At 59.8% G+C, this 20476-nt stretch carries 20 protein-coding genes and 1 tRNA gene; 14 read left to right on the forward strand and 7 right to left on the reverse strand.

The window, feature by feature from the left end; genetic code table 11:
- Positions 1–12: 12 nt before the first annotated feature.
- The 6 genes from BLT86_RS09645 to BLT86_RS09670 are packed head-to-tail and all read left to right on the forward strand — an operon-like array spanning position 13 to position 7271.
- Complete coding sequence (locus tag BLT86_RS09645; protein ID WP_021489685.1) at positions 13–1446, forward strand: MBOAT family O-acyltransferase; 1434 nt, start codon at positions 13–15, stop codon at positions 1444–1446.
- Positions 1447–1456: 10 nt separating this feature from the next.
- Entirely contained in the window at positions 1457–2560 is a 1104-nt protein-coding gene (locus BLT86_RS09650; protein ID WP_092376382.1) for an alginate O-acetyltransferase, read from the forward strand.
- Between the two features lie 15 nt (positions 2561–2575).
- A complete protein-coding gene (locus BLT86_RS09655; RefSeq protein ID WP_092376385.1) occupies positions 2576–3217 on the forward strand; it encodes an alginate O-acetyltransferase AlgF in 642 nt (213 codons plus the stop codon).
- 48 nt (positions 3218–3265) lie between these two features.
- The gene (locus tag BLT86_RS09660) at positions 3266–4669 is read left to right on the forward strand and encodes an alginate O-acetyltransferase AlgX-related protein (protein WP_092376388.1); all 1404 of its coding nucleotides are present in this window, start codon (positions 3266–3268) and stop codon (positions 4667–4669) included.
- Positions 4660–5775 carry a polysaccharide lyase gene (locus BLT86_RS09665; RefSeq protein ID WP_026088782.1) on the forward strand — a complete coding sequence of 372 codons (1116 nt, stop codon included), beginning with the start codon at positions 4660–4662 and terminating at the stop codon, positions 5773–5775. The genes BLT86_RS09660 and BLT86_RS09665 overlap by 10 nt, the downstream gene beginning before the upstream one ends.
- A gap of 14 nt (positions 5776–5789) precedes the next feature.
- Positions 5790–7271 carry a right-handed parallel beta-helix repeat-containing protein gene (locus BLT86_RS09670; protein ID WP_092376391.1) on the forward strand — a complete coding sequence of 494 codons (1482 nt, stop codon included), beginning with the start codon at positions 5790–5792 and terminating at the stop codon, positions 7269–7271.
- A 250-nt stretch (positions 7272–7521) separates the two neighbouring features.
- Here the strand turns inward: BLT86_RS09670 and BLT86_RS09675 are convergent, their stop codons facing one another.
- A complete protein-coding gene (locus BLT86_RS09675) occupies positions 7522–8202 on the reverse strand; it encodes a polysaccharide lyase family 7 protein (RefSeq protein ID WP_092376395.1) in 681 nt (226 codons plus the stop codon).
- Positions 8203–8937: 735 nt separating this feature from the next.
- Here BLT86_RS09675 and BLT86_RS09680 point away from each other — a divergent pair.
- From BLT86_RS09680 to BLT86_RS09695, 5 genes are all read left to right on the forward strand, one after another.
- Positions 8938–9207 carry a hypothetical protein gene (locus BLT86_RS09680; protein ID WP_092376398.1) on the forward strand — a complete coding sequence of 90 codons (270 nt, stop codon included), beginning with the start codon at positions 8938–8940 and terminating at the stop codon, positions 9205–9207.
- Positions 9208–9415: 208 nt separating this feature from the next.
- Complete coding sequence (locus BLT86_RS25760; protein WP_157719670.1) at positions 9416–10558, forward strand: hypothetical protein; 1143 nt, start codon at positions 9416–9418, stop codon at positions 10556–10558.
- Positions 10555–10902: an STAS-like domain-containing protein gene (locus BLT86_RS09685; protein WP_092376403.1), complete on the forward strand. Its 348-nt coding sequence runs from the start codon at positions 10555–10557 to the stop codon at positions 10900–10902. Before BLT86_RS25760 ends, BLT86_RS09685 begins: the two co-directional genes overlap by 4 nt.
- Positions 10886–11362: a hypothetical protein gene (locus tag BLT86_RS25765; RefSeq protein WP_157719671.1), complete on the forward strand. Its 477-nt coding sequence runs from the start codon at positions 10886–10888 to the stop codon at positions 11360–11362. The genes BLT86_RS09685 and BLT86_RS25765 overlap by 17 nt, the downstream gene beginning before the upstream one ends.
- A gap of 98 nt (positions 11363–11460) precedes the next feature.
- Positions 11461–11727: an antitoxin of toxin-antitoxin stability system gene (locus BLT86_RS09695; RefSeq protein WP_092376409.1), complete on the forward strand. Its 267-nt coding sequence runs from the start codon at positions 11461–11463 to the stop codon at positions 11725–11727.
- Positions 11728–12356: 629 nt separating this feature from the next.
- Here BLT86_RS09695 and BLT86_RS09700 read toward each other — a convergent pair.
- The 4 genes from BLT86_RS09700 to dapA all read right to left on the reverse strand — a co-directional run bounded on the left by BLT86_RS09700 (position 12357) and on the right by dapA (position 15564).
- A tRNA-Ser gene (locus tag BLT86_RS09700) sits at positions 12357–12446 on the reverse strand.
- A 118-nt stretch (positions 12447–12564) separates the two neighbouring features.
- Complete coding sequence (locus tag BLT86_RS09705; RefSeq protein ID WP_059391407.1) at positions 12565–13434, reverse strand: phosphoribosylaminoimidazolesuccinocarboxamide synthase; 870 nt, start codon at positions 13432–13434, stop codon at positions 12565–12567.
- A 113-nt stretch (positions 13435–13547) separates the two neighbouring features.
- Positions 13548–14669: an outer membrane protein assembly factor BamC gene (gene bamC, locus BLT86_RS09710; RefSeq protein WP_017679083.1), complete on the reverse strand. Its 1122-nt coding sequence runs from the start codon at positions 14667–14669 to the stop codon at positions 13548–13550.
- A 16-nt stretch (positions 14670–14685) separates the two neighbouring features.
- Positions 14686–15564: a 4-hydroxy-tetrahydrodipicolinate synthase gene (dapA, locus tag BLT86_RS09715; RefSeq protein WP_003460631.1), complete on the reverse strand. Its 879-nt coding sequence runs from the start codon at positions 15562–15564 to the stop codon at positions 14686–14688.
- A 247-nt stretch (positions 15565–15811) separates the two neighbouring features.
- Here dapA and BLT86_RS09720 point away from each other — a divergent pair, with 247 nt between their 5' ends.
- Entirely contained in the window at positions 15812–16369 is a 558-nt protein-coding gene (locus tag BLT86_RS09720; protein ID WP_003460630.1) for a glycine cleavage system protein R, read from the forward strand.
- 146 nt (positions 16370–16515) lie between these two features.
- Positions 16516–16989, forward strand: coding sequence for a peroxiredoxin (locus BLT86_RS09725; protein WP_017679082.1), 474 nt, complete (start codon positions 16516–16518; stop codon positions 16987–16989).
- 225 nt (positions 16990–17214) lie between these two features.
- Here the strand turns inward: BLT86_RS09725 and BLT86_RS09730 are convergent, their stop codons facing one another.
- Both BLT86_RS09730 and BLT86_RS09735 read right to left on the reverse strand, forming a co-directional pair.
- Entirely contained in the window at positions 17215–18279 is a 1065-nt protein-coding gene (locus BLT86_RS09730; RefSeq protein ID WP_092376412.1) for an AI-2E family transporter, read from the reverse strand.
- Positions 18280–18393: 114 nt separating this feature from the next.
- On the reverse strand, positions 18394–18633 hold the full coding sequence (locus BLT86_RS09735) for a sulfurtransferase TusA family protein (protein ID WP_021489708.1): 240 nt from the start codon (positions 18631–18633) through the stop codon (positions 18394–18396).
- 108 nt (positions 18634–18741) lie between these two features.
- Between BLT86_RS09735 and BLT86_RS09740 the strand changes: the two genes are divergently transcribed.
- Entirely contained in the window at positions 18742–20175 is a 1434-nt protein-coding gene (locus BLT86_RS09740) for a M48 family metalloprotease (RefSeq protein WP_017679079.1), read from the forward strand.
- Positions 20176–20476: the final 301 nt, after the last annotated feature.

The raw sequence follows: 20476 nt of genomic DNA on the forward strand, positions 1-20476 counted from the left end.
AGCAGCGCTAGCATGATCTTCGCCTCCAACGTCTTCCTGTTCCTGTTCCTGCCGGTGTTCCTGCTCTGTTACTACATAGCCAAGGACCACTGGCGTTCGTACGTGATCGTGCTCGGCAGCTACCTGTTCTACGCCTGGTGGCGTCCGGACTTCCTGCTGCTGTTCGTTGCCATTTCGTACTGGAACTACTGGTTCGGCCTGCGCATCAAGGCGCGGATCGATGCCGGCGAGAAGAAGATCGCCTTTCGCCTGTTGACCGTCGGCGTGATCGGCAACCTGGCCACGCTCGGCTACTTCAAGTACGCAAACTTCGGCGCCGATGTGCTGGTGGCGGTGCTGGAACCGCTGGGCATCAATACCTTCACCCTGGAACACATCATCCTGCCGCTGGGCATCTCCTTCTATGTGTTCCAGGCGCTGAGCTACATCGTCGACATCTATCGTCGCAATGCCGAGCCGACCAATCGCTTCGTCGATTTCGCCGCCTATATCGCCCTCTTCCCGCAACTGATCGCCGGGCCGATCCTGCGCTACAGCCTGATCGACAAGCAGCTGAAGAACCGCACCCATTCGCTGGAGCTGTTTTCCCTGGGTGCCTGCCGCTTCATGCTCGGCTTCATCAAGAAGGTGCTGATCGCCGACTCCCTGGCGCCGATGAATACCCTGTTCATTGGCGGCGGTGGTGAACTGCAGATGGCCGACGCCTGGTTCGGCCTGCTGATCTCCGCCCTGCAGCTGTACTTCGACTTCTCCGGCTACAGCGACATGGCCATCGGCCTGGGCATGATGATGGGCTTTCGCTTCGCCGAGAATTTCAACCAGCCCTATATCGCGCAGAGCATCACCGAGTTCTGGCAACGCTGGCACATGACCCTGGCCGACTTCCTGCGCGACTACGTGTACATGCCGCTGGTACGCAAGCGCCTGGCCGGCATGCTGGTCGGGCTGGTCATCACCATGGTGCTGTCCGGGCTCTGGCATGGGCCAAGCTTCGCCTTCATCTTCTGGGGGCTGTTCTTCGGCATTGCCATGGTGGTCGAGCGCAAGCTGGGCATCGCCACCAAGGTCAACACGCCCTACAACTTCTGGCGCAATGCCCGCTGCATGTTCGTGCTGGCCTCCTGCATGCCGCTGTTCTTCACCGGCAATCTGCCGCACGCCCTGCAGGTCTATCAGGCGCTGATCGGCCTAAATGGCATCGGCTCGCTGGACCTTTACTGGTTCGGCACCTCGGCCATGACCATGACCTTCACCCTGATCGCCCTGCTGTGGATCGTCATTGCCGGCGGCATCAACATTCGCTACTACGCCGGCACGCACAAGGACCAGTACTTCATGCAGCACGTCGGTGGCTTCAGCGCCCTGTTGCTGTGGGTCGGTTTCCTGCTGACGCTGACGCGCCTGGCCGCGAACTCCTTCTCACCTTTCCTGTACTTCCAGTTCTGAGGATGCCCCCATGTTTCCGGTGATGAACTCGGCCAGCAAGATCAACGGGATTCTCTTCTGCGTGATGCTGTGCGCCATGTTCCTGTACTCGCTGCCGACGGTATTCGCCTTCGCCGGCGCCCAGACCCAGGCTCTGTCGCTGTTTCTCGACGGCAAACTGGTGCGCAAGTTCGAGCAGTTCTACGACAAGCAATTGTTCCTGCGCGACCCGTCCGTCGAGCTGTGGGCCAACATCCAGCACGCGATCTTTCGTGAGGGCGCCAGCGGCGTGGTACTGGGCCGTGACGGCTGGCTGTTCACCAACCAGGAATACCTGCAGCCCAGGGACCTCGAGGGCAACCTGGAGCGGCAGATCGTGCTGATCGACAAGGTGCGCGCGCAACTGGCGCAACAGGGCGCGCGGCTGATCGTCCTGCCGGTTCCGATGAAGCTGGACACCTACGCCGCACACTCCACCTATACCCCTTCGCAGCAGATCAGCGGCCTGTACCAGCACTTCAGCCAGCGCCTGCACGACCACGGCATCGATACCGTGGATCTGCGCAGCGCCTACCAGAGTGCGGCCGCCACCGAGCAGCTGTTCCTGCGCAACGATACCCACTGGAGCCCGAGGGGCGCCGAACTGGCAGCCCAGACCCTGGCCGCGCAGTTTCCTGAACTGCAGGGCGAGACCCCTTACCTGACCCAGGCCGTCAGCGAAAAAGAGGTGACCGGCGATCTGCTCAACTACCTCAAGTTCGACCCCAGGCTGGCGCCCAGCTATTTCGAGCCGGTGCATATCCAGCTCTACGAAACCCTGCAGCAGAGCCGCAACGACCTCGCCGACAGCCTGTTCGGCGAAGAGGCCGTGTCACTGGCGCTGGTCGGCACCAGCTACACCCGTATCGATGACTGGAACTTCGTCGGTTTTCTCAAAGAGTCCCTGCAGCGCGACCTGGTAAGCGTCGCGCTGGAAGCCCGCGGCCCGTTCCAGTCGATGAACGAATTTCTCGCAGGCCCAGCCGCGAAAAGCGGTGAGTTGCAGACGGTGATCTGGGAGTTCCCCCTGCGCACCCTGCTCGCCCAGCGTCAGATTCCTTCCCCCCTGGCTACGCCAGAAACTGCCCAACACTGACCGAGGTACCGTCGTATGCCTGCCCTCATTTCCCGCGCCCTGATCATCCTGCTGACGATCGCCAGCGCCGCCGCCCAAGCCCAGGACGGCAACGCCGACCTCTACGACCCGGTGGCTCCGGCCAACTCGGCTTTCGTGCGAGTCCTCAACCTCAGCGAACGCAACATCGAAGTCACCCTCAGCGGCAAGAACAAGCCCCAGGTCGTCACCGGCGGGCAGTTCGGTGGCTATCGCTTCGTCGCGCCGGGCAAGCAGCGCATCGCCGTGGCCAACCAGGCGATCGAGCATGAGCTGAAGGCCAACACCGCCAGCACGGTGATCTACCGCGACGGCCAGCTGCTGCTGATCGCCGACCAGTTCGTCAACGAGCCGCGCAAGGCGCAGATCGCCTTCTACAACCTCACCGACAAGCCGGCAGCGTTGAAGACCGTCGACGGGCAGCACGTGGTGGTCGACACCATCGAGCGCGACGAGACCGGCAGCCGCATGGTCAATGAGCTGAAGATCGCCTTCGCCGCCTATGCCGACAGCGAACAGCTGATCGGCTTCGACGAGCTGTTCCTGAAAAAGGGCCGCTCCTACAGCTATGCCCTGCTGCCCGCAGCCAACGGCTACCGCGCGATAACCCTGGCCAACAGCATCGACCCCAGCGAATAAACCCGAACGGCTGGCCAAACAAGTGAGCGGACGATGATCCCAACGAGCATGAAGCACTATTTTCTACTGGCCATCGGCAGCCTGATCGCAGCGGGTGTACAGAACGCCTCCGCTGCAGCGCAGGGCGAAAAGACCGATGAATGCACGGATTTGCAATGCCTGATCTGCCCGCAACTCAGTGCGCCCGAGGAATATGCCGAAGGCAACATGAAGTCACTCAAGCAGATCGTGCCGGGGAGCGATCGCTGGCTATTCCGTTCGGAAGTCGACCTGACCAACGATTTCGGCATTCCACCGGCCATGCAGCCGGAGTTCGCCCGTCTGATGCGCGCGTTCGCCAGCCATGGCACCCAGGTGGCGGTGGCCGTGCAGCCGACTCGCGGCCTGATGCATCGCGCCCAGCTGCTGCCAGGGCAGATGCATGGCTTCGACTACGCGCGGGCCAGCACCAACCTGCGCAAGTTCATGCAGCAGATGCGTGATGGCGGCGCCATCGTTCCGGACATCATGACCCTGGTGGAGCAACCGCCGAAGGATTTCTTCTTTCGCCGCGACCACCACTGGACCCCGGTAGGTGCAGAGGCCACCGCCCGGGTCACCGCCGACGCCATTCGCCAGCACCCGGTCTACGCGCAACTCCCGCGCAAGGGCTACACCACCGAGCGAACCCTGACCCTGTCCAAGGACGGTACCCTCAACCTCGGCCTGGCGGCGATCTGCGGCAACCACTTCGGTTATCAGTTCGTGCCCGGCTACCAGACCGTGCCGGAAGACAACGACGCCGCCCTGCTGTTCGAAGAGCAGCCCGACCCGGAGATCGTCCTGGTCGGCACCAGTAACTCCGCCGCCCGTGAAGACGAGACCAAGCAGTTCAACTTCGACGGTTTTCTCAAGCAGTACCTGGGCAGCGACCTGATCAACTACGCCCTGCCCGGTGCGGGCCAGGACGGCTCGCTGCTGGAATACCTGCTGTCGCCCAACTACGCCCCGGACAAGGCGCCCAAGCTGATCATCTGGGAGCTGCCGGCCAACTACCGCCTCGATGGCGACCTGACCTACCGCCAGCTGATCCCGGCCGTCAACGGCGGCTGCAAGGCCAGCGACAGCCTGCTCGAAGCTCGCGTCGAACGCCCGGCCATGGGCCTCAACGACCGTCTCGAACTGCTCAGCAACGCCGGTGCGCAGCTCAAGGACCTCAAGGGCCGCGATGCGGTGCTCGACATCCGCATTAGCGACCCCAACATCAAGAACTTCTACATCATCACCTACTACGACAACGGCACGCGCGACAAGGTGTGGTTCCGCCGCGAGGCCATCGTCACCGGCGGCCAGTACTACCTGGAACTGAGCCGCGCTGCGGAGTTCCGCGACGCCAACCTGCTGTCAGTGCTGCTCGAGCCTACCCAGGTCGTGGAGCAGCCCTTCCAGATCGAGACCAAGCTATGCCTGTAAGGATTTCGCCCGGCCGCCTGACGATCATGCTGGTGCTGCTCGCCGGCCCCATGAGCGCCAGCGCCACGCAGCCGATCTGGAGCAACCACACGCCGAACATAGCGGCGCAGATGACGGGCGACTACCGCAACGAGAGCTGCCCGAAAAAACCGCCTGCCGCCTACACCGGGCACCTGCAACTGGACAGCAAGTACGACCAGAGCGACGCCAGCAAATCGCGACTGGTAGCACGCCAGAGCAAGGACACCGAACGCATCCGCCAGCAGGTCAAGCACTACATCGGCGGCTTGGTGAAAGCGACACAGGTGTTCCAGCGCACCAGCAAGGCCAACGAAGCCACCACCGCCCTGGCCTGCCTGAACCTGTGGCTCGATGCCTGGGCCAGTAAATCGGCGCTGCTCAGCGACGACGCCAGCAAGACCGGCGTCGCCTCACGCAAATGGGCGCTGGCCGCCATCGCTTCGACACTGCTCAAGGTGCAGGCCTTGAGCGATCAGCGCTATCAGTTGAGCGCCGTTCAGACGCGCTGGCTGGGCCAGCTGTCGGCCAAGGTGATGGCCGAGTACGAGCCGCGCCGCTACGACAGCGGCATCTACTTCAACAACCACGACTACTGGGCCGCCTGGGCCGTGGCCGCCACCGCCATGCTGCTCGACGACGACCGCGCCCTGGCCTGGGCCGATGTCGCGCTGCGCCGCGCCTTTACCCAGCTCACCCCCGGCAAGGGCGACTACCAGTACCTGCCCCTGGAGGTCGCCCGCGGCCGCCTGGCTGCCGACTACAGCCACTACGCCCTGGTACCGCTGATGTTGCTGGTGGAGGCCGCCGAACATAACGGTCGCCCGCTCACCGAGCAGGAGCGCGAGAAACTCGCCGGCCTGGCCAACTTTGCCGCGCGCGCCGTACTGGAGCCCAAGACCCTGGCGGAACTGACCGAGCGCCAGAGCGAAGTCGGCCCGCACAAGATGGTCTGGGTGCTGCCCTTTCTCACTCGCTATCCGCAGCACCAATGGGCCGCACGCCTGTATCAGGCACACGGCAAAGCCATCAATCATTACAGCCAGGTGGGCGGCGATCTGAAACCGCTGTACCCCCAGCTCAACTGACTCAGGATGCCACCATGTCCCAGGCACTGACCCTCTCCCGCGCGCTGCTGCTGACGGCCTGCGCAGCCTGCAGTCTGAGCGCCCTCGGCGGCCCGGCGGCGTTGCACACGCTGGACCCGCAATGGCAACAGCAGCAGCAACAGCGCACCAGCCAGCAGATCATGCAGCACAGCCAGCCACCGGCCTTCGACCTGCAGGCACCGGCGCAGCGCGGCAACGCCAGCCTGGAGCCGATGTACTCCGCCCAGGCGGGCAGCTGGCCCTTCGAGCCGTTCGTGCACAACGGCCTGTTCCGCGCCATCGCCGGCTACCAGGCGCAACACCCGCGCGCCGTGGTCATCCGCGGTGGCAGCGTCAGCCTGACGCAACTGCACGCGCAACTGAACGACCCACAGGTTCTGCGCAAGCATGAAGACGGTTACCTGCTCAGCTACCCGCTGATGATCGCCGAAGACGCCGCCCTGCTCGTCGACGATCAGGTGCTCTACCTCTTCGGCCCGTCGGGCACCGCGCTGATCAACCAGGGCTTGCTGCAGGTAAAAGGCTCGCGCCTGGAAAGCTGGAGCGACGGCCGCGCGCTGGCCACCGACCGCCCTACCCGGCCCTTCATCATGAACTGGGCCGGCAGCCGTCTAAAGGTTGCCGACTCGCACTTGGTCAAGATCGGCTACAACGCCAACTTCTCTCGCGGCATCAGTAGCGGCATCAGCGCGCAGCAATCGGCCACCCGACCGGCGGCGCGCATCCTGATCGACAACAGCCGCTTCGACAGCATGGCCAGCGCCCTGGAGCTGCGCCACAGCGAGGCCCTGATCCGCAACAACCAGTTCAGCCACCTGCAGCAGTACGGCATCGATCTGGGCAACAGCCGCTTCCTGATCACGGACAACCGCATCGACGACGTAAAACACAACAGCGGCATCCGCATCGGCGGTAGCAGCAGCGGGCGCATTCAGAACAACCTGATACTGCACACCGGCAAGAGCGCCATCGAAGTCAGCGAGCAAAGCGGCGCCCTGCTGATCGAGAACAACCGCCTCGGTGCGTCCAGGGGCTACGGCCTGATGCTGCGGCAGATCAACGGCGGCGCCGGGCTGCTGATCGAGAACAACCTGATCGCCAACAGCCGACTCAGCGCCATCGACGCCGGCGGGCTCAGCGGCGCCCTGATCATCGACAACCGCATCCAGTCCACCCCGGAATACGCCATCAGCCTGCGCAACGAGCAGCTCACCGCCGGCCAACTGGTCATCACCGGCAACACTCTGGAAAGCATCGGCAAAGCCATGATCCGCGTGGAAGGCATGCAGAACACCGTGCTGGGCAGCAACCAGTACCGCGCCAACCCGCTATTGCAGAACCTGCTGATCGGCGACCTGCTGCCCCTGCAGAGCCAGATCCTCGACAACACCGTGCGGCGCAACTGCCACCTGCAGATATCCCAGCCCCTGACCGGCACCACTGGCAGCGCAGACGCCCCCACCTGCACCAACTGACCTACGCCAGACGTGGCCAAAAAGCCTGCACTCATCCTGATCCGAGTGCAGGCCAGGCGGTGTCAGCAGGCGATTGAAAAACGTAGGCGAGGCAGGCAAGACAATACCGATGGCGGCCCCACAAAAACGGCCGAAAAACGCTCGGAGTCGCGCTCGACTTTACGTGTTGTAAATGAGCATTTTGACTGGGCTCGCACGCGAGGCCGTTTTTAACGCAGTATTGCCAACGCAGGTAGTTTTTCAACGCCTGCTAACGGTGCTCGACTTTTAGCGTTGAGAACACCGCAGCCCCGGCGCTGGTCTCATTACCGTTGTTGTCGAGCGTGTAAACACCCGCCTTGAAATACAGGTTGTGGCTGGCCCAGGCTGAGTTGAGTACCCCGCTCCAGGTCTTGACCGCACCACCGGGCTCGACCAGGCCAATCGTCAGCCTGCCGTTCTTCGCCAGAAACACCTCATAACTGAAATCCTGATTCAGCTTGATCTTGCTCGACAGCACGATCTTGGTTGCATTGGCGCTGGCCGGATTGCCGCGAAACGAAATCACCACATTGCCATAGCCAGTGGGCGACAAGGATTGATAGCCCAGCATCACCGGGGGCGAGATGCTGTTCTTCGAATGAATCTGGGAAAAGGCGATCAGCCCGTTCGAAGGCACCTGGGTGATTCTCGCCGTGGCGGTCAGCACGTTATCCGCAGCGCTGTAGGGCCAGTTACGCAGAGCGCCGTTGGCGAAGGTCTCGCGCAACTCACTGCGCGGGTAGGTCGAGTTGGCGGTCGTGGTGCCGTTGACCGGCGCCCAGAAAAACAGCTTGCCCTCCTTGGACTGAAAGTAGTGATCCTGATACCCACCGGCCAGAACGGGGGTGGAAATAACGGCGGCGGGAACACCGACAGGGATGGTCAGGTTCCAGGTGGACAGATCGATCATGGGGACGGTGCTCCGAGGGTGAAACGGTGGTCTACGCCCGATCTATCCATGGCCGTGCCAGCATCGCTTCGAGCGTTGAGGCGGAGAATATCGGCACACTCAGCGGCCGTTAACGACCATCCGTCACCATGCTGACGCTATTTTTTTGACTTCAAAAAACATGACCAACAGAAAAAACTATCCACCTATTCATCGTCAAGGAATTTCCCAAGCGAAGCGGCGAGCAGCGCGCCAAAACTGACGGAGTTGGCGCCAACAAGCGCTTTGCAGAAATGTGCGCCAGCTCGCGCTTTGTAGCGCGGCGAGCGTTGCTTCGAGGGCGTTCGACCATTTGCGTTAGGCCAAGGCGAAGCCCCGGAAACGACAAAGCCCCGAAGCGCATTACGGTTCGGGGCTTTGGTTTGGATATGGCGGGAAGATTGGGGATTTGAGCCCGCTTTAGCCTTTGCCCGCGGCCATCGTTGTCAAAAGTCAGCAAAATCAGGCCTTCCCTCCCATCCCTCTGCCTATGCGGCCCTTTGTCGTCCGTTGATTTCGACACTTTTCCGACACAGGACTAGACAAGCTCAAAAGCCATAGGTAGCTTTTGGCCATCACAAATGAGGGATTAAGCCTTCTCTCGCGTCGTATATAGTCTTCTTTGTAACATTCAGCTCGATTCTCGACAGATGATATGTGGCTCACATACATTGCCACCTGTCAAAAGAAACGCCACATAATACAAGGAGGTTCGTCATGAAGATTAATATGGCCCACTTGCGTGAACGCTCAACAGGCGGGGGCTGGATAAATTTCGCAGTATTTGATGCTAGATCTACAACAGGTGATAACGATGGTTTGTTATATCAGCTAACTCAGGCCGCACGTGCATCAGGCTTGCGGGTTGATCAATCTGCATTAGCGTATAAATCTGGCGGAAGAATTCAGTTTTATGGAGATAGAAATTTAGTGAATTTTCTATCCAAAAATTGGATTCCTCAATGGACTCATACTATTGATGTTTAATTTAAGTATGACTTACTAGGCTTGGCAAGTGCTTGGCTTTTCAGAAATACAGAAACAACAGGGTGCAGACTACGATTAATTTTCCGTAAATCGTGGCCTGCACCCTATTATGGCCATCTCTATTTTGATAAACATCAAGCTTGGGTTAAACCAAGCCTCAACCACCAGATTAAATATTGATCTGCACCAATCACCAAAGATGCAAATCATGGGAGTCATATTGAAAAAGCTTAGAAAGGACAAGCTAAGATTTATAATAAGGGCCGCAGAAAAACGCGCAACCAGAAACAGTAGAAAAGCGTCTAAAGGCAAAAGACGTTCCACCAATACAGCAATAGCGCGAAGTACTGACACAACCAGAATAATTGCACCTGGAAAGATAGACATTTACTCACCCAAAGCAGCCGTTCAATTCCTACAATTCCTCAATCATTTTAGAATCAAGGCAAGGTATAATAAGTCAATCCAGATCTGCTTTAGAAACACTAGCAGAATTACAGCAGCGGCTTGCCTTCTACTATATGCAGAAACGGATAGACTACTGCGGCATTTACCCGGACTAAAGATATCATGTACACTACCGCCGATGTCTCCAGGCGGAAAACACAACAATCAGGAATACATAGTTGAAAGTGCGCTAAAACAAATTGGCTTCTTCACGCTAATCGGGCAGAGAACCAGGCAGATCAGAAATTATTCAAGCGTCGCGTTCTGGAGACAACTCTCCGGCAGCATGGCTGATGGCAGCTTAACTGCTTCACTTTTCAATTCCCTCCCTAAAGAGCTAAACGCGTACGCACGCTCAAAGCTCTACCGCGGAACATTTGAAGCAATGGCTAACTGCGTAGAACATGCTCATCCGGCGCCACGAAAAGACGGTTTGAATATACAAGACAAGCGCTGGTGGATGTTCGTTGGAATAAAAGATGACAGCCTTGCAATTTTGGTATGCGACCTCGGCGTTGGGATTCCGAACACAATCCGAAACCACGATAAAGACGTACTATCGAGAATCGCATCCACGATAGGCCTAAAGAATGATACGGATGCTGATTTGATTCACGCGTCGACTTTTGTGAAACGAACACGCACCGAGCTTGGTCATAGGGGAAAGGGCGGCCCAGACCTTAGGTCCATCGTTGAGACATTCCCATCAGCCCTGCTCAGCATTCGTAGCAACATGGGCAGGTACGTGCTAAAAGGTAAAGATCACCGATCCAAAGCTCATAGAAACGAGAAGCAAAACTACATTGCAGGTACTGACAAGCGTGAATGGAAATCAAACATTTCCGAGTCAATACTAGGCACAATTGTTGAATGGAACCTGTCCATCAAGGACATGAAAAAATGACGACCATAAATGTCAATGTTGTAGATTTCAGTGAATTCCCGGGACCTCGATATGAGCAGCACGGACCGAATTCAGGAGAACGCTTCAGACGCGAAGTGTTGCTAGAAGCAATATCCAAGAAACCAGAAAAAATAATAGTCAACCTTGACGGAGTACTTGGATACGGGTCATCTTTTTTAGAAGAAGCTTTCGGCGGCTTAATACGAGATGGCGTACAATCAGAAGTGGCACTTGAAATAGCAAACAATTTAATATCAGAAATAGATCCATCCCTAAAAATAGAAATAACAGAATATATAAAAGAAGCCATAGAGCATCGAAATAAAAATGCCAGAAACTCCTAACCCTGAAGAGCTTATAAAATGGGCAGGCTGGTTACTGAGCCTCGTTCTTGGCCTGATAGGTATCGGCGTAACTTTTTCCGTACTGTACATTCGAATACGTCATGCAGAGAAGCTTGCACAGCGAAAAGAAAGGCATGACGCAATAGACAACGCACTAAGACTACTAACAGACTTCGAGGACAAATCCCTCGACTATTGGACAGCGAAGGACTCGAAGTACACCAAGGCACATATAATCACTGCACAGCAGCGCTTGAGCTTTAGCATAAAGCAGCTCTCAAGAATAACTGCCAGCAATTTCCCAGACAAAGAGATGGCAGAAATAAGAAAAAGTGCCACCCTAGACATGGAAACCAAGCGCCGCCCTATAAGTGCAAATAGTGAAAGAATATTGAGACTATCAATATCAACTAGCAAGATGCAAAATCTTTCACTCTTTGCGAAGAACGGCAAGAGCTGACCGGAACCCATCAAGGCCTCTCGAGAAAAGGGGGCATATTTCAAGTTAGTTATGCTCCTGAAAAGACCTGCCCCGTTTCTTGTCTGAGGTGAAGCAGCATGGCCAAAGAAACCGTCTTCCAATTGAAGCTGGAGCCCGCGCTGCTAGAAGAATTTACGGCAGCCGCTAAAGCTGTACACCGGCCAGCCTCTCAGGTCATGCTTGACCTTATGTACGATTTCATCCACCAGCAGCAGATCATCAGAGAGCATGATGAGTTCGTGCAACTAAAGGTCGCTGTTGCCAGGGCATCGGTAGAGGCCGGTCGTGGTCGATCCAACGATGACGTCGAAGCCGAATTCGCCGCTCGCCGTGCCAAGGGCTAGGATGGAGGTTACCTGGACGCCGAGGCCCTGCAGGGTCGGCTGGATATCTCATTGTCACCGACAGCCCTCTTAGACCTCGCAGCACGGGCTAACAAGGAACGGCTACCAACACTCGTGAGCCGATCCCTCACGAGCACTTCGGCCTTGTGTATCAGACTGAGAGCGTGACGCGATCTAGATTCTCGTTCTGGTGCGTGTCGCCAGAATGTGGCCACCACCGACCCAGAGCTGAGCCTGCAGTGAAGGCAGACCACAGCTCAGTAGATCTGCCTAATTGACACTTTTTACTTCTTCTTGGGTTTGCCTGCGTCGCTTCGTTTATCACGAATTTGACCGTCGTTGTTCCTGCTACGTGGCTGCTCTCCGCCGCCAGGCTTAGGGACATTTACGTGAGGGTTAATCGGCCTTCTATCAGTCATCTTTTTCTTCCTTAAAATAGCTGGTGAGTAGTGTTAAAGCCCCCCTACGCCCTCGCCGGCAATCGGCAGTGACAGAGGATGTAGCGGGTGCCGCACTACACGCTAGCAAAGCGCAATCCTGGGTGCTATGCGACCTTTCGACACCTTGCATGCCGTAGAAAGCAAAAGCCCCCGAAACTCTATGAATTTCAGGGGCTTAGGCTTGAGATATGGCGGGAAGATAGGGATTTGAACCCTAGGTGCCATTGCTGACACAACGGATTTCGAATCCGTCCCGTTCGACCACTCCGGCATCTTCCCAAGCGGCGCGAATCATAACAGCTGAATGCGCTTTGGCGAAGCTTATTTTGAAAATTTTTCGTGTTCTATCAGGCGCTTGTGAAAAAGCCGGGGGCTGCCCGGCCTTCTCTCGCATGGCTCAAGCGGTCAGGCGGGTCAGCGCTTCGCGGTACTTGTCGGCGGTTTTCTGCGCGACGTCTGCCGGTACGGCCGGGGCCGGGGCTTGCTTGTTCCAGCCGGTGGATTCCAGCCAGTCGCGCACGAACTGCTTGTCGAAGCTCGGCGGGTTGCTGCCTTCGGCGTAGCTGTCGGCCGGCCAGAAGCGGCTGGAGTCCGGGGTCAGCACTTCGTCCATCAGGGTCAGGGTGCCGTCTTCGTCCAGACCGAATTCGAACTTGGTGTCAGCGATGATGATGCCGCGGGTAGCGGCGTACTCGACAGCCGTGGTGTACAGCTTGATCGCCGTGTCACGCACCTGGGCAGCCAGTTCGGCGCCGATGATGGCTTCGCACTGCGCGAAGCTGATGTTCTCGTCATGATCGCCCACGGCGGCCTTGGTCGAGGGGGTGAAGATCGGTTGCGGCAGTTTGGCTGCTTCCTTCAGGCCTGCTGGCAGGGCGATGCCGCACACGGTGCCGCTCTTCTGGTATTCCTTCCAGCCGGAGCCGACGATGTAGCCACGCACGATGGCTTCCACGGCGACGGGCTTGAGGCGCTTGGCGACGACCGCACGGCCTTCGACCAGTGGCAGCTCGGCTGCCGGCACCACGTCCTCGACCTTGTCACCGGTGAAGTGGTTGGGCACCACGCCAGCCAGCTTGTCGAACCAGAAGTTGGAGATGGCGGTGAGGATCTTGCCCTTCTCCGGAATCGGTTGTTCGAGAATGACGTCGAATGCCGACAGACGATCAGTGGCCACCATCAGCATGCGCTTGTCGTCGATTTCGTAGAGGTCGCGGACCTTGCCCGAGTAGATCTTCTTCAGGCTCAGGGTGGTGGGTGTGCTCATGTCGGCATTTCCGTTTCTGGCAAACAAAACAGGCGAAACCTTTGCGGGTTTCGCCCATCGATTAACGGCTGGAGCGCGCTGCAGGCCGTTTTTCAACGACCTGCAGGCGCCGATCAGCCGAGATTATCCTGGATCAGGCTCAGCACGCGGCGCGATACATCGGCCGGGGCTACGGTGTTGAGGTCTTTTTCCACGGTGACCTGGACGCCATCGCCAACCGGAGTCAGGCGCACCTGATAGCGCTCGGCGCGGGCTTCGATCTCTTCCTTGCTCGGCGCGCTGCCGAACATGCGACCGAAGAAGCCTGGCTTCTCTTCGTTGATCTGAGCGCCTTCGGCCATGTTGATGTAGTACAGGCCAAGGCTGCGGTTGAGGTCGTCGACGCGCACGTTGCCGAGCTCCAGCGAACGGCCGACGCCAGACCAGGCGCGGTCGAAATCGGCGCCGAGGTTGAGCACCGGGTTGCCGTTGCCGTCTTCGCTCAGGCTGACGCGGCTGGGCGCATCGTAGTCGCGTGCGGCGAGCAGCGATACCGAGCCGCCCTGCTCCACGCCACGGGCCATGCTCACCAGCATTTCGTCGAGCAGTGCAGCTTCGAGGCTGGCATTGCCGCTACGGGCAGCGAAATCGACATCGGCGGTGCTGCCGGCAGGACGCTCGGCGCTGGTGACGAAGACTTCACTGGTGTTGCGCTGCACACCCGGCTCGATGCGCACGCGCACACGGGTTTCGGCGTCCGCCGCAACGCCGGAAACGCGGCTGCTCAGACTGCGCGCCATGCTCGTGGAGAGCTCATCGAAACGCTGCCAGGAGGTGATGAATTCACCGGTTTGCGGACGCTCGCTGGCGATGCGGAAACCGTTGTCCTCGAAAAACTGACGCACCAGCGGCCAGACTTCGGCCGGCACGCGCTGAGCCACGACCCAACGCGAATCGCCGCTGCGCTGCAGGCTGAACTCGCGCTCGTCGGCACGTACCTGCAGGCCTTGCGGGCGCGGCACTTCGAATTCGGCCGGGGTCGCGGTGCTGCTGGCCACCTGGGCAGGCACCGGCAGCAGCGGATCGAGACGCTTGGCCTGGACATCAGCCGGCAATTGCATCGGTGCAGTCTGACGCGCTTCCAGATAGTCGCTACCGCGATCACGGAAGTAGCCATTTTCACCCCAGAGCCAGCCGCAACCGCTGGTGCTGGAGACGATCAGAGCAAGGGCGGAAAATCCGGCCAGTCGCTTCATGCGTAGAATCCTTGAGTTAAGCCAATACACCGCACTGGCGCATGGCCTGGCGCAGCGGTTCGTGACAGCGCGGGCTGAGCCAGGTCAGCGGCAGACGAATACCATCGCCCATCAGACCCATTTCGTGCAGCGCCCATTTCACCGGAATCGGGTTGGATTCGAGGAACAGTGCCTTGTGCAGCGGCATCAGACGGTCGTTGATGGCGCGGGCGATGGCAGCCTCGCCACGCATGGCGGCAGCGCACAGATCGCTCATGGCACGCGGCGCAACGTTGGCGGTGACGGAGATGTTGCCCTTGCCGCCCAGCAGCATCAGTTCGACGGCAGTGGCGTCGTCACCGGAGTAGACGAGGAAATCCTTGCTGACGCGATCCAGTACGTCCTGGGCGCGCTGCAGGTCGCCGGTGGCTTCCTTGATGCCGATGATGTTGTCGATCTTCGACAGGCGCTCGACGGTCTCCGGCAACATGTCGCACACGGTACGGCCCGGCACGTTGTAGAGGATCTGCGGGATCGAGACGGCTTCGGCGATGTGGCGGAAATGCAGGTACAGGCCTTCCTGGGTGGGCTTGTTGTAGTACGGGGTGACCAGCAGGGCGGCGTCGGCGCCGACTTCCTGCGCGGCACGGGTCAGCTCGACCGATTCGCGGGTGGAGTTGCCGCCGGTGCCGGCGATCACCGGGATACGGCCGGCAACCTGCTTGACCACGCGCTTGATCACTTCGATGTGCTCGGGCACTTCCAGCGTGGCGGACTCACCGGTGGTGCCGACCGCGACGATGGCATTGGTGCCCTCTTGCAGGTGGAAATCCACCAATTTGCTCAGGGCCTCCCAATCCAGACCACCCTGCGCATCCATGGGCGTGACCAGTGCCACCATACTGCCCGCAATCATGCAACCGCTCCTGCCGGAAAATTTGAGCCGTAATGGTACTGGTGCCACCAATCCGGCACAAGCAACGGACAAGGGCTTATCAGGTCGTTTGAACACTACCTGCGTTTTTCCGCGACCGGCTATCGGCGCAGGCCGTCGTCCGATGCACAAGGCTTCGCCATTCCCCTCGGCGGTGCTTTTCGCTAACCTGCTGTCTTTGGTCTGCGGCTTCTCGTGCGTGGACCGTTCATCGCTTTAGGAAGGCTGCATGTCCACCCCCCTCGTTCGCGAACAATTCCTCGTCATCAGCGCTCTCGGCCGCGATGCCATGGCCCTGACCAACCTGCTCAGCCGCACCAGCCATGAGAACCGTTGTGCGGTGATCAGCACTCGCCTGAGCCGTCACGGTGAATTCAGCGCCCTGGTGCTGCAGGTGTCCGGTAGCTGGGATGCACTGGCGCGCCTGGAGTCGAGCCTGCCGCTGCTGGCCAAGAAGCATGATTTCAGCGTGGACCTGGCGCGCAGCGCCGCCGCCGAAGTGCGCCCGCAGGCGCTGCCTTATGTGGCCTACGTCAGCGCGGTGTACCGCCCGGACATTCTCAACGAACTATGCCAGTTCTTCATCGACCACCGCGTCGAGCTGGAAGCCCTGACCTGCGACACCTACCAGGCGCCACAGACCGGCGGCACCATGCTCAACGCCACCCTGACCGTGACGCTGCCGGCCGGCACACAGATCAGTTGGCTGCGCGATCAGTTCCTCGATTTCGCCGATGCGCTGAATCTTGATGCCTTGATCGAACCCTGGCGCCCGCAGAATCCATGACGATCTGCTGTGCGTCGGCCCTGCTGCGTTAGAAACAGGTTCGGCCTGCTCATTTACAACTCGTAAACTCCGCGGCCTCACCTGTTTCTGCCTTGCATGGCTCTAGCTCGCGAGATCGCCGACAACCTCTAAATGAAGGAGTTTCCATGCCCGTTGAACTCGACAAAGCCGTTGCCGACTTCCAGGCCGAGGCCACCAGTGGCCAGCAGGTAAAGCTGTCCGCCCTCAAGGGCCAGCAGGTCGTGCTGTATTTTTATCCGAAGGACGCGACCCCGGGCTGCACCACCGAGGGTATGGACTTCAGCGCTCGCTTCGAGCAGTTCAAGGCGGCCAACACGCTGATCTTCGGCGTGTCGATGGACAGCCTGAAGAAGCACGAAAGCTTCAAGTGCAAGCAGGCGTTTCCCTTCGAGCTGATCAGCGACGAAGAGCACCAGCTGTGCGACCTGTTCGGCGTGTACCAGTTGAAGAAGAACTACGGCAAAGAATACATGGGCATCGTGCGCAGTACCTTCCTCATTGATAAGGACGGCGTGTTGCGTGAAGAGTGGCGCAACGTCAAGGTCGCCGGCCATGTCGACAAGGTGCTGGCAGCCGCCGAAGCCCTGAACAAAGGCTGAGCCCCTGCCCTGCAAATGAAACGCCGCGACGGCCAATGGCCGTCGCGGCGTTTTTGTTCGGCGGTAGCCTGGTTTGCCGCTCAGCCAAGCATCGTTGCGGCACATGTGTAGGAGCGGCGCCCCGCCGCGAACATGGGTGGAGCGCAATCGAAAAGCTTCGCCCCGGGGCGGGGCTCCTACACAAGACCGCGCTGGAACCCAGGCACAGCCTTTGCCATCGACGCCTTATTCGGCGGACACCGGTTCGGTACGCGGCCAGGCGTTGATCACGGCCTTGAACAGGGTGGCCAGCGGAATGGCGAAGAACACACCCCAGAAGCCCCACAGCCCGCCGAACAGCAGCACCGCGCAGATGATCGCCACCGGATGCAGGTTGACCGCCTCGGAGAACAACAGCGGCACCAGCACATTGCCATCGAGCGCCTGGATGATCCCGTAGATCACCATCAGATAGAGGAACTGGTCGCTCCAGCCCCACTGGAACAGACCGATCAGCGCCACCGGCACGGTCACCACCACCGCGCCGATATAAGGCACCACCACCGACAGGCCGACCAGCAAGGCCAGCAGCGCGGCGTAATTGAGGCCCAGGTAGGCGAAGGCGATATAGGTGACCACGCCGCAGATGATGATCTCGATGAACTTGCCACGGATGTAGTTGGCGATCTGCTGGTTCATTTCCTGCGCCACCTGGGTAATCAGTGAGCGCTCGCGCGGTAGGTAGCTGCGAAACCACTGGCCGATCTGCTCGCGGTCCTTGAGGAAGAAGAACACCAGGATCGGCACCAGTACCAGGTAGATCATCACGCTGACCAGCATCGGCAGGCTGGACAGGGAGAACGACAGCGCCCACTGGCCAAACTTGCCAGCTTCGCCGCGCATGCTGTCGATCAGTTGCACGACCTGCGCGTCGGTGATCAGGTTCGGGTAACGCTCCGGCAGCAGCAGGAACACCGATTGCCATTCGGCGGCCATACGCGGCAGTTCATTGAACAGCGTACTCAACTGTTGCCAGAGCAGCGGCATCAGCACCAGCAGAAACACCGTCAGGCCGCCCATGAACAGGGTGAACACCAGCCAGACCGCCAGTACCTGCGGCACCTTCAGGCGCTCCAGGCCGTTGACCAGGCCCTGCATGAGAAAGGCCAGCACCAGGCCGGTCAGCACCGGCGCGAGCATGCCGCCCAGCGTCAGCACCACGGCAAAGCCGAGCACCAGCAGCACCGCCAACACCACCGCCTGTTCGTCGGAGAAGTAGCGGTGCAGCCAATCGCGTAAAACCTTGACCATCAGAATTCCTTAACGCAGAGAAGTGCCGGTTCTTTCACTACGCCCGCCACATGAAAAATGGCGCACGCCGCGCATGAATGACCACGGGGATGTGTTTCAAGCTGCAACAGCTGTTCAGGCCTTGCGCAGCCAATAGCGGTAAACGCCTGCCTCGAGCTCTTCATGCAGCAGCGCATGCCCGGCCAGGCTGGCGAAGGCACGAAAGTCGCGCTGCGAGCCGGCGTCAGTGGCGCTGACCTTGAGCACCGCGCCACTGGCCAGGCGATTGAGTTCGAGCTTGGCCTTGAGCAAGGGCAGCGGGCAGCTGAGCCCGCAGGCATCGAGTTCAGCATCGAAAGCCGGTACGTCTGTCATCATCTACTCCTGATAGGTCGGCTAGGATACCCAAGCCGCCACAACCCTGGCCAGCGCGGTAGCTGGCCGGCTACAGTAACGCCTTTGCCTCCCGAGAGCCCTGAGTGCATGACTTTTCTGCGCCCCACCCTGCTGACGCTGGCCTGCCTGTTCGCCGCCCACACCGGTGCCAGTGACCTGCCGTCGCTAGGCGACGCCAGCTCCTCGATCGTCTCGCCCCAGCAAGAACACCAGCTCGGCCGTGCCTGGCTCGGCCTGCTGCGTGGCCAGGTTTCGCAACTGGACGACCCGCAACTGAAGGATTTCGTCGAGTCCAGCGTCTATCGCCTGTCGGAAACCAGCCAGTTGCAGGACCGCCGCCTGGAGTTCGTGTTGCTCAACAGCCCGCAGCTCAACGCCTTCGCCGCCCCCGGCGGGATCGTCGGGGTCAACGGTGGCCTGTTCCTTTATGCCCAGACCGAAGCCGAGTACGCCTCGGTCATGGCGCACGAATTGGCGCACTTGTCGCAGCGCCACTTCGCCCGTGGCGTCGAGGCCCAGCAACGCATGCAGTTGCCGATGATGGCGGCCATGCTCGCCGGCATTGTCGCCGCGGCGGCCGGCGCCGGCGATGCCGGTATGGCAGCGATCATGTCGACCCAGGCCGCTGCCATTCAGGAACAACGGCGTTTCTCCCGGCAGAACGAACAGGAGGCCGACCGCATTGGCCTGGTCAACCTGGAAAAGGCCGGCTACGACCCACGCGCCATGCCACTGATGTTCGAACGGCTGATGCGTCAGTACCGTTACGACGCCCGCCCGCCGGAATTCCTGCTGACCCACCCGGTGTCGGAATCGCGTATTGCCGACACCCGCAACCGCGCCGAGCAGTACCCGGCCACGGGCCGCGAAGATAGCTTGCGCTACCAGTTGATGCGCGCCCGCGTGCAACTGACCTACGAAGAGACGCCGGGCGTTGCGGCCAAGCGTTTCCGCGCCATGCTCGACGAGAACCCCGGCCTTGATGCCGCACGCTACGGCCTGGTACTGGCGCAGATGAAAACCGGCCAACTCGCCGAAGCCGGTGAAACCCTGGCGCCGCTGCTGAGCAAGACCCCGGACGACATCACCTACAACCTGGCGCAGATCGAGCTGGATATGGCGGCCAATCGCCTGGACGCTGCCGAGCGTCGTCTGGAGCGCATGTTCACCCTCTATCCGAGCAACTACCCATTGCAGCAGGCTCGCGTCGATCTGCTGCTCAAGCAGCAACGCATCGCCGATGCCGAGCGCGCCCTGGACAATCTGCTCAAGACTCGCGCCAAGGACCCGGACGTCTGGTATCAGGTCGCAGAGGTACGCGGCCTGAGTGGTAATACCATCGGCCTGCACCAGGCACGCGCGGAGTTCTTCGCCCTGGTCGGCGACTACAACCAGGCCATCGAGCAGTTGGACTTCGCCAAGCGCCGCGCCAGCAACAACTTCCAGCTGGCCTCGCGCATCGATGCCCGTCAGCGCGAACTCTCCGAGGAGAAGCGCCTGGTCGAGCAGATGCTGCGCTGATCCGGAGCATGGCGGTGCGCGCAGCGCACCCTACCTCCCTGATCCCGGATTGCATCCGGGCTTGGGATTTCTGTCTAGCGCGACAGACAGACGACTCGCGGCGCTACCGCCCTCTCCCCCAGCCCCTCTCCACTAGGCGTGCCCCCAATAAATGGGAGAGGGGAGCACATTGCGTAGAACGTGAGTGCGTAGCCCGGATGCAATCCGGGACATCGGCGGCAAATTCCCCGGATTTCATCCGGGCTACGTAAGCCTGTGAATACCGCCCAACAAAAAGAAGCCCCGCACTTGGCGGGGCTCT

Origin of the sequence: Pseudomonas sihuiensis (assembly GCF_900106015.1) — a bacterium.
GTDB lineage: Bacteria > Pseudomonadota > Gammaproteobacteria > Pseudomonadales > Pseudomonadaceae > Aquipseudomonas > Aquipseudomonas sihuiensis.